This window comes from Agrobacterium sp. LY4, assembly GCF_001526585.1.
Classification (GTDB): domain Bacteria; phylum Pseudomonadota; class Alphaproteobacteria; order Rhizobiales; family Rhizobiaceae; genus Agrobacterium; species Agrobacterium leguminum.
The window spans coordinates 111,177-120,140 of record NZ_ASYA01000006.1; the positions used below are offsets into that span (position 1 = coordinate 111,177).

Here is an 8,964-nt window from a genome sequence, read left to right on the forward strand (position 1 = left end):
ATGTACTCTATTTGTTCTCATTTCGCAAGGCTGAGCCAGCATATTGAAAACAAATAGCGATAAGTCGTTTGTTCTGCTTTCGTTTTTCCGTGCCTGGCCCATGGCCGCAAACCGGATGCGAGGTCAGGAAGACGTCAGTTTAGGCCGAATCGTCCGGTCTTTCCATCCGCCAAAGAGGGAAACGCAAGCGTGAAGAAAATACTCGTTCTGGGCGGCGCGCATATCGACAGGCGCGGCATGATCGAGACTGAGACGGCGCCCGGCGCGAGCAACCCCGGCTCCTGGATGGAAGAGGCAGGCGGCGGCGGTTTCAATGCCGCGCGCAATCTTTCCCGCCTCGGTTTTCAGGTCCGCGTCATCGCCCCGCGCGGCGGCGACGTCACCGGTGAGGCGGTGGCGGAGGCCGCAAGGCAGGCGGGCGTGGAAGACACACCCTTCACCTTCCTGGACCGCCGCACGCCAAGCTACACCGCCATTCTGGAGCGTGACGGCAATCTCGTCATCGCGCTTGCCGATATGGACCTCTACAAGCTCTTCACCCCGCGCCGCCTAAAGATACGCGCCGTTCGCGAGGCGATCACGGCGAGCGACATCCTGCTCTGCGACGCCAATCTGCCGGAAGACACGCTGACGGCGCTCGGCCTCGTCGCCCGCGCCTGCGAAAAGCCGCTTGCGGCCATCGCCATATCCCCCGCCAAGGCGGTGAAGCTGAAAGCGGCGCTCGGCGATATCGACATCCTCTTCATGAACGAGGCGGAAGCCCGCGCCTTGACCGGCGAGACGGCGGCCAATGTCCGCGACTGGCCCGACATCCTGCGCAAGGCCGGGCTTGCCGGCGGCGTCGTTACCCGCGGCGCAAGCGAGGTGGTGGCCTTCAGCAGGACGGAAACGGCGATCCTCCACCCGCCCCTCATCCGCGAGGTAAAGGACGTGACTGGCGCGGGCGACGCCATGGCGTCGGGTTATCTCGCCGCCATCGCCGAGGGAAAGACGATTGCGGAAGCGTTGAGGCAAGGCGCGGCGGCAGCGGCCATCACCGTGCAATCGCCCTTCGCCACCTCCCAGGACCTATCAAAAGACAGTGTCGAAGCCATGTTGGGGCTTGTTCCCCGGGCTGAAATACTGGCATGAACCCGCTTTTAAAAACTGGAACAGATGAAATGACCCGCCCTATCTCCCCGCTCCTGCCCATCGTCTATTCTCAGGAAGTCGCCGCCGCCAAGCAGCGCGGTGCGCCGATCGTGGCGCTTGAATCGACCATCATCACCCACGGCATGCCCTATCCCGGCAATATCGAGATGGCGGAAAGCGTCGAACAGATCATCCGCGATCAGGGTGCGGTTCCGGCCACCATCGCGGTCATTCACGGCACCCTGCATATCGGCCTTGAGAAAGACCAGCTCGAGGCGCTTGCCCAGACCACCGACGCCATGAAGGTCTCGCGCGCCGATATCGCCTTTGCGATCGCCGAGCGCCGCACCGGCGCCACCACCGTGGCCGCCACCATGATCGCCGCCGCCCGCGTCGGCATCCGCGTTTTCGCCACCGGCGGCATCGGCGGCGTGCACAAGGGCGCGGAAGAGACCTTCGACATCTCCGCCGATCTGACCGAGCTTGCGAAAACCGGCGTGATCGTCGTCTGCGCCGGCGCCAAGGCCATTCTCGATATTCCGAAGACGCTTGAGGTTCTCGAAACCAATGGCGTGCCGGTCGTCACTTTCGGCTCGGAAGAATTCCCGGCTTTCTGGTCGCGCTCCTCCGGCCTGCCGAGCCCGCTCTCGCTCAACAGCCCAGCGGCAATCGCCAATTTCCAGACAACCCGCGAACAGCTGGGTATCGAGGGCGGTATGCTGGTGGCCAATCCCGTGCCGGAAGAGGACGAAATTCCGCGCGAGGAGATGGAAATCTACATCAACCGCGCCATCTCCCACGCCGAACGCGACGATATCACCGGCAAGGAAGTCACCCCCTACCTGCTTGGCGACATCTTCCGCCTGACGGATGGCCGCAGCCTCGAGACCAATATTGCGCTGGTGCGCAACAATGCGCAGCTGGCAGCGGAAATCGCGGTGGCGCTGAACTAACAGCCGGGGTTGGGATCATCCTCAAGTTTGCGGGTGATGGCAGGGTTCGAAAACCTCTCCTCCGTCATGCCGGCCTGGATCCGGCATCCAGCCACGGCGCGTCTGCGCCGTGAAAGAGTCTTTCGTGATCAAGGACTTGATCACGCTGGACCCCGGATCTGGTCCGGGGTGACGGATTACGATGATCAAGCTTTGCCAAACGCCTCGGCGCTGGGGACATCGTAAGCAACAAAAAGGCCCGGAGAGCTTGCGCTTCCGGGCCTTTGTTTTTCCTGTCGAACCCGATCAGTTCTGGGTGACCGGCTTCACCAGCGGCGTCACGCGGCGGATCGTGACGCGGCGGTTCTGCTGTTCCGGGCCGAGCGTCTGGACCTTCAGATAACGCTCGCCATAGCCTTGGGTCGCGAGGTTTTCCGGCGGAATGCCGTAAACATCGGTCAAGACATTGGCGACGGAAGCGGCGCGTTCGTCGGAAAGAACAAGGTTGCTTTCATCCGAACCGACGGCGTCGGTATGGCCTTCGATGAGGAAGGTTTCACCGGGGTTCTTGTCCAGCGCCTTATTGATCGCATCCGCCACCTTGCGCAGCGAACGGGCCTGCGTCATCGGGATTTCGGCGCTGCCGGTGGCGAAGGTGATGGTATCGAGGTCGATACGGCGAACCTTGTCGCGGATACGGGCCGAATAACGCACTTCATCCAGCGAATAGACACGCTCCACCGGCTCGACCGGCGGCTGTTCCAGGAAGCGGTAATAATCGCGGTCCGGATCGCTCGAGGTGTCGATGATGTAGTCCGTCACGGGAATGCGCAGGCGCATCGGCGGCAGGTCCAGGCCCGGATCGCGATAGACGTAGTCGCGGTCGGGATCTTCCATCAGCTCCGGTGCATAGAACAGCACATATTCGCGGCCACGATCGTCGATGCGCGAGCGCTGGATCACATCGCCATAACGGTTGCGGATGGTCACCACCTGCGTTCCGTCACGGCGCTCCACGGTTTCTCGGACACGGCCGCCGGGCAGACGCTCATAATAGGGCTCGCCGCCATCGCGGATGAAGCGCTGGTTGTCGTCGCCGCGCACCACGACACGGTCGCCGAACTGCAGGATGATCGGCGCATCGCGGTCACGGTCACGCGGACGGCCTTCGCGCGGCTGCCATTCGCGCACGCCTTCCGGCCGCTCATATTGCGGGCGACGGTCGACACGCTCACCCTGCTGCGAGGTGATAGCCTCCATCTTGACGGGCGGCGGCGGGGCCTTGCCTTCGGCGGCACCGGCGCGCTGCGCCTCGGCGTCGGAGGTCGGAACCTTCACATCACCGGCCTGCTCGCGTTCGCGACGGCGCTCCTCGCGGGTCTGGCGGTTGCCGGAACGTTCCACTTCCTTGTCGCTGTCGAGAACGGCGGCACCCTTGTCGACCGGCAGAATGACGGTATCGGCGGTCTTGGACGGGTCCTTGGCGATTGCCTTGGCCTTGTCCAGCTCTTCCTTCGTCATCGGCGGTGCTTCCGTCTGCGGAACAGCGACCTGATTGGGAACGGGCTCGCCGGCCGGCGCCTGTCCGGTTGTCGTACCGCTCGGCGGCGGCGTCGGCGCGCCTGGCAGCGGGGCTGCAGGTTCGGTTCTGCCCTGACCCTCTACCGGCGGCTGTTCCGAAGGCTGACGGCCCGGTGCGGGGTTGGGCTGGGCTTCAGGTGCCGGCGGACGCGCGGGCGTCGGCGCTTCGGTCGGAACCGGTGCTTCCTTCGCGGCGGGCTCGGGGGCGGCCGGCTTTTTCTCCGGAACGGCTTTTTCGGCCGGTTCGGGTTTCTGTTCGGGGGCCTTTTCCTCTACCGGTGGCTTTTTGGCGGGTGCCGGTTCGCGGGGCTTGGCCGGCTCACCGGCATTTTCAGGCCGTGCTGCGGGCTCCTGTTCAGCGGCAGGTTCCTTCGCGCGCTCCTTGCGGGGACGCTCGGGACGCTGCTCGCCCTCACCCGCGGGCTGCTCGGCCCGTTCCGGCTTGCGCGGACGTTCCTTCGGCTGCTCTTCGGCCGGTGCGGCTTCGGGTGCGGCCTCGCGCTGGCGTGCGGGGCGCTGTTCGCCCTCGCCCTGCGGCTCCTGCGCGCGTTCGGGTTTGCGGGGACGCTCCTGCGGCTGCTCGGCAGGCGCGGGCTCCGGGCGGGCCTCGCGCTGCTGCTGTGGTTCCCGCTGGGGTTCGGGCTGCGGCTCAGGGCGCGGTTCGGCAGGCGCGGCTTCGCGCTTGGGCTCCGGTTCACGCTGCGGCTCCGGCGCACGCTCCTGTCGTTGCGGCTCGGCCTGCGGCTGCTCCTCTTCGGCCTGCTTGCGACGCTTGCGCAGTTCCTCTTCCGGGTTCGGTTCTTCCGGCTGCGCCTGCGCCAGTATAACCCGGCCGGTCGCAGCATCGCCGGGAAGCGCCTGCGACACGGGCGTCTGCGCCCGCGCAGCACCGGCAAAACCGGCCGCGGCCGGCTCTACCGCAATCGCCAGCGACATGAGGGGGAAAACCACCCCCGTCAGCAATGTGTTCTTCTTCAGCATCGGTGTTTCCTCATCTGCCATTATTGGTCGCCAGTCTTGCGACATCTTGATTCCGGCTGCGCGTGCAGGCGCTGGTCAACGCCTCGCACACGCTTCGGTTCCCATGATGGACAAAGCCTTCTGTACCGGAAATGAACAGATCAAGGCGTTTTCGTGGAAGCTCTGCGGCACAATCGCGGTCACTAATATTGCAGTTGCATTTTTTGACCAACCGGATGAATAATCGCATCCGCGCTGAAGGCTACAGGCGGTATCATCCGCTGTGCCCTGCGCCCATGGCGTCCGCACTGAAAACAACAACAGACCGCGGATGAACGACCAAAAGAGAGGATCGAAATGCCTATTTCCACCCGTCTGCTCGCAGCCGTATCGATTGCCGCCATCTCGCTGTTTTCCGGCGCAGCCCTCGCGCAGGACAAGATCGTCATCGGCACCGAAGGCGCCTATCCGCCCTTCAACAATCTCGAAGCCGACGGCACGCTGACCGGCTTCGACATCGACATCGCCAAGGCGCTGTGCGAACAAATGAAGGCCGAATGCACCTTCGTCACCAATGACTGGGACGGCATCATTCCCGCCCTTCAGGCCAAGAAGTTCGACGCCATCATCGCGTCCATGTCGATCACGCCCGAGCGTCTCGAGAAGGTCGACTTCTCCAAGAAATATTACAACACCCCGCCGGCCATCGCCGTGCCGAAGGATTCGCCGATCAAGTCCGTCGACGATCTCAAGGGCAAGTCGCTCGGCGCGCAGGGTTCCACGACCCACTCCAACTATGCCGAAAAGCATTTCCCGGATGCCGACGTGAAGATGTATCCGACCGCCGACGAATATAAGCTCGACATCGCCAATGGCCGTATCGACGCCGTCATCGACGATATCGTCGTTCTGTCGGAATGGCTGAAGACGGATGCGGGCGCGTGCTGCAAGATCCTGACGCCGCTTCCGGTCGATGTCGAGATCAACGGCAATGGCGCGGGCGTCGCCGTCCGCAAGGGTGACACGGCGCTTGCCGACAAGTTCACCGCCGCCATCGCCGGCATTCGCGCCAGCGGCAAGTATCAGGAGATCAACAAAAAATACTTCGATTTCGACGTTTACGGCGAGTAAGCCCGTTCGATCTGTTGAAATCTCGTGGCGGAAGGCTTGCCCTTCCGCCATTTTTGTTTGAAAACGTCACGATAACAATCACGGCGGCTTAAGACCGCAGGGGAAAATTGGCATGAGCGGAGCATTTTCCGCCATAGGTGCGTTCTGGACCTATGTCTCGACACTTCTCGATCCCTTTTGCGGGCCGGTCGGTCTCTTCTCGCTTTTCGGAAACGGCACCCTGGTCGCCTGCGGCGATGCGGGCTGGGGCGATGAAATCGCCTTCGGCGTCAAGGTCACCATCTCGCTGGCGCTCGCCACCCTGCCCGTCGGGCTGCTGATCGGTTTCCTCATCGCGCTCGCCGCACAATCGGAAGAAAAATCGCTGCGGCTGGCGACCGGTATCTACACCACCATCTTTCGCGGCCTGCCGGAACTCCTGACGCTCTTCATCGTCTATTACGGCATCCAGATGCTGCTGCAATCGGTGGCCGGTTATGTCGGCATCACCGGTCCGGTCGAGATCAACGCCTTCGTGGCGGGCATGGTGGCGCTGTCCGTGGTGTTTTCGTCCTATGCGTCCGAAGTGCTGCTCTCCGCCTTCAAGGCCATACCGAAGGGGCAATATGAAGCGGGTGCGGCGCTGGGGCTTTCGCGGGGCCGCACCATGGTGCTCATCATCATTCCGCAGCTGGTCAGGATCGCCCTTCCCGGCATGACCAATCTCTGGGTCATCCTGCTGAAAGACACGTCCTACGTCTCGATCATCGGCCTTGCCGATATCGTTCGCCAGACCGGCATCGCCGCCCGCGTCAGCAAGGAAGCCTTCTTCTTCTACAGCATCGCCTGCCTGCTCTACCTCATTCTTGCGCTGCTTTCCTCCATCGGCATCGGCTTCATCGATCGCTGGTCGCGCAAGTCGGAGGTGAGCCGATGAGCCATATTCAGGAACTCATTCCACCCCGCCCCGCCCCGGCCGTCGCGGAAAAGCCGCTCAATATTTCGCGCATCGTCGGCATTGCCGTCATCACGCTCTGGCTGCTGCTCGCCGCCGGGCTGATCTTCGCCATGATCGAGGGCTGGGACTGGGACAAATTCCAGCGTTACGGGCCGCGCTATATCGACGGTCTCATCACCACCATTACCCTCGTCGGCAGTTCGATCATTCTCGGCGCAATTCTTTCCGTGCCGATCGCCTTCGGCCGCATGTCGGAAAACCGCATCGTCGGCGCGCTGGCCTATGCCTATGTCTACGTCTTCCGCAGCACGCCGCTTTTGGCGCAGCTTTTCCTGATCTATTACGGCCTCGGCAGTTTCCGCCAGGGGCTGGAAACCGTCGGCCTGTGGTGGTTCTTCCGCGAAGCCTGGTATTGCGGCCTGTTGTCGCTCACCCTCAACACCGCCGCCTATCAGGCCGAAATCCTGCGCGGCGCGATCCGCAGCGTGCCGCGCGGTCAGCATGAGGGCGCCGCCTCGCTCGGCCTGTCGAAACTCGTCACCTTCCGCAAGATCATCCTGCCCCAGGCGCTGATCGTGGCGCTGCGTCCCTATGGCAACGAAATCATCCTGATGATCAAGGGTTCGGCGGTGGTCTCCATCGTCACGGTCTTCGACCTGATGGGCCAGACCCGCTACGCCTTTTCCCGCACCTTCGACTATCAGGCCTATCTCTGGGCCGCGATCTTCTACCTGACGATCGTCGAAACGCTGCGGCATGTCTGGGCATGGCTGGAAGCCCGCCTGACCCGGCATCTCAAGCGCTAGTCGCAACGTTGGCAGCACTCATCAATGAAGGCTGCCAACATTTTGAAAAATATAAATATTTTGTGACAACCCGTGTCTTTGGCAAGCTTGGATTAACCATGACGTGTTCCCATATTCGATACAGCGGTAACGCTGTGATCGGCAATCATGGAAACGGGAACCGCCGTCATGAACAAGGACACGGAAATGATGCTGAGAGGCTACGGCCTCACCACCGCCCAGATATTTTATCGCCTGCCGGATCATCCGCTGGTTCTCCAGACCTATGTCTGGCAGGACTATGATCTTGCCCCGGACTTCCCTGAGATGCATGGCTTCCTCAAATTCTGGAAGGAAAAGCTCGACGGACCGCTGCACTCCGTCCGCTACGTGCACCGGCAGGTCATCTCGGCGCAGGAATGGCGCGCGCTCAAGGGGGAGTTCATCATCCACTGAGCCGTCGCGCCACATAAACATTGCGCCCGTCCCCGATGCGGCTTACAGCAAACCTCAACTGAAGATGCTGACGGATAAGGCACGATGACGAAGAACCAGAAAATCGACGAAGAGGCGCTTGCCGAGGCCTATAACCGCGCGCTCGCGCTTGAAAAAGCCGGCGATGTGGACGCGGCGGTGCAGGCCTATGAAGAGGTTCTGGCTATCGATCCGGACGATCACGGTGGCGCAGCCGTTCGCATCGCCGCCATGGGCCGGGGCGAAACCCCGCCAAAGGCGCCCGACGCCTATGTCGAAACCCTGTTCGACCAGCATGCCGAAGCTTTCGAGGATATTCTTGTCGAACAGCTCGGTTACGCCGTGCCGATGATGGTGCGCCAGCGGTTGCAGACGCTGAACCTCGGTCCCTTCAAGCGCCTGCTCGATCTCGGCTGCGGCACCGGTCTCACCGGCGAAGCGCTGCGCGACATGGCCGACGATATCACCGGCATCGACATTTCCGAAAACATGGTGGAAATCGCCCATGAGAAGGACCTCTACGAGACGCTCTACGTCGCCGAAGCCGAGGATTTTCTCGAGGACAATGACGACGAACCTTTCGACATCATCACCGCCACCGATGTGCTGCCCTATCTCGGCGCGCTGGAGCCGCTGTTTTTCGGCGCCGCCGAAAACCTCAACGCCGGCGGCCTGCTGATCTTCTCGTCGGAAACCCTGCCCGAAGAAACCCTGGCCGGACGCCCCTATATGGTCGGCCCGCACCAGCGTTTCGCCCATGCGGAAACCTATGTCCGCGAAAGACTGGCCGCGACCGGTTTCGAGGTTCTCGAAGTGACCGACATCAACGTGCGCATGCAGGACGGCAATCCGACACCCGGCCATCTGGTGATTGCCAAGCTAAAGGGCTGATGCCGCTTCGGCATTGTCGCAGACGCTGCGGCAGATTTCTTCTCCCCGCCGGGGAGAAGGTGGCCCGAAGGGTCGGATGAGGGGGCAAGCTCTCAATCTATCTCTACCCTCGCCCCCTCATCCCGCTGCCGCGGACTTCTCC

8 protein-coding genes are annotated in these 8,964 nt (G+C 62.4%); 7 read left to right on the plus strand and 1 reads right to left on the minus strand.

Going from position 1 to position 8,964, the window contains the following annotated elements; all coding sequences use genetic code 11:
* Positions 1-189: 189 nt before the first annotated feature.
* Both L904_RS08520 and L904_RS08525 read left to right on the plus strand, forming a co-directional pair.
* The gene (locus tag L904_RS08520) at positions 190-1,131 is read left to right on the plus strand and encodes a carbohydrate kinase family protein (protein ID WP_035260732.1); all 942 of its coding nucleotides are present in this window, start codon (positions 190-192) and stop codon (positions 1,129-1,131) included.
* Between the two features lie 29 nt (positions 1,132-1,160).
* Entirely contained in the window at positions 1,161-2,084 is a 924-nt protein-coding gene (locus tag L904_RS08525; RefSeq protein ID WP_035260730.1) for a pseudouridine-5'-phosphate glycosidase, read from the plus strand.
* Positions 2,085-2,369: 285 nt separating this feature from the next.
* Here L904_RS08525 and L904_RS08530 read toward each other — a convergent pair whose 3' ends face one another.
* The gene (locus L904_RS08530) at positions 2,370-4,625 is read right to left on the minus strand and encodes an OmpA family protein (protein WP_035260728.1); all 2,256 of its coding nucleotides are present in this window, start codon (positions 4,623-4,625) and stop codon (positions 2,370-2,372) included.
* Between the two features lie 336 nt (positions 4,626-4,961).
* Here L904_RS08530 and L904_RS08540 point away from each other — a divergent pair, with 336 nt between their 5' ends.
* The 5 genes from L904_RS08540 (at position 4,962) to L904_RS08560 (ending at position 8,822) form a co-directional block, all read left to right on the plus strand.
* Positions 4,962-5,735 (plus strand): ABC transporter substrate-binding protein, encoded by a 774-nt coding sequence (locus tag L904_RS08540; protein ID WP_003525132.1) that lies wholly within the window; start codon positions 4,962-4,964, stop codon positions 5,733-5,735.
* A 112-nt stretch (positions 5,736-5,847) separates the two neighbouring features.
* Positions 5,848-6,651, plus strand: coding sequence for an ABC transporter permease (locus L904_RS08545; RefSeq protein WP_059760406.1), 804 nt, complete (start codon positions 5,848-5,850; stop codon positions 6,649-6,651).
* Positions 6,648-7,478, plus strand: coding sequence for an ABC transporter permease (locus L904_RS08550; protein WP_020811578.1), 831 nt, complete (start codon positions 6,648-6,650; stop codon positions 7,476-7,478). The genes L904_RS08545 and L904_RS08550 overlap by 4 nt, the downstream gene beginning before the upstream one ends.
* A 168-nt stretch (positions 7,479-7,646) precedes the next feature.
* Entirely contained in the window at positions 7,647-7,913 is a 267-nt protein-coding gene (locus tag L904_RS08555) for an usg protein (protein ID WP_031234140.1), read from the plus strand.
* 84 nt (positions 7,914-7,997) lie between these two features.
* Complete coding sequence (locus L904_RS08560; RefSeq protein ID WP_020811576.1) at positions 7,998-8,822, plus strand: class I SAM-dependent methyltransferase; 825 nt, start codon at positions 7,998-8,000, stop codon at positions 8,820-8,822.
* Positions 8,823-8,964: the final 142 nt, after the last annotated feature.

Excerpts from the sequence above, each read along its gene's own strand:
- L904_RS08525 (WP_035260730.1), top strand. The coding sequence starts at position 1,161 with ATGACCCGCCCTATCTCCCCGCTCCTGCCCATCGTCTATTCTCAGGAA.
- L904_RS08530 (WP_035260728.1), bottom strand. The coding sequence starts at position 4,625 with ATGCTGAAGAAGAACACATTGCTGACGGGGGTGGTTTTCCCCCTCATG.
- L904_RS08540 (WP_003525132.1), top strand. The coding sequence starts at position 4,962 with ATGCCTATTTCCACCCGTCTGCTCGCAGCCGTATCGATTGCCGCCATC.
- L904_RS08545 (WP_059760406.1), top strand. The coding sequence starts at position 5,848 with ATGAGCGGAGCATTTTCCGCCATAGGTGCGTTCTGGACCTATGTCTCG.
- L904_RS08550 (WP_020811578.1), top strand. The coding sequence starts at position 6,648 with ATGAGCCATATTCAGGAACTCATTCCACCCCGCCCCGCCCCGGCCGTC.
- L904_RS08555 (WP_031234140.1), top strand. The coding sequence starts at position 7,647 with ATGAACAAGGACACGGAAATGATGCTGAGAGGCTACGGCCTCACCACC.
- L904_RS08560 (WP_020811576.1), top strand. The coding sequence starts at position 7,998 with ATGACGAAGAACCAGAAAATCGACGAAGAGGCGCTTGCCGAGGCCTAT.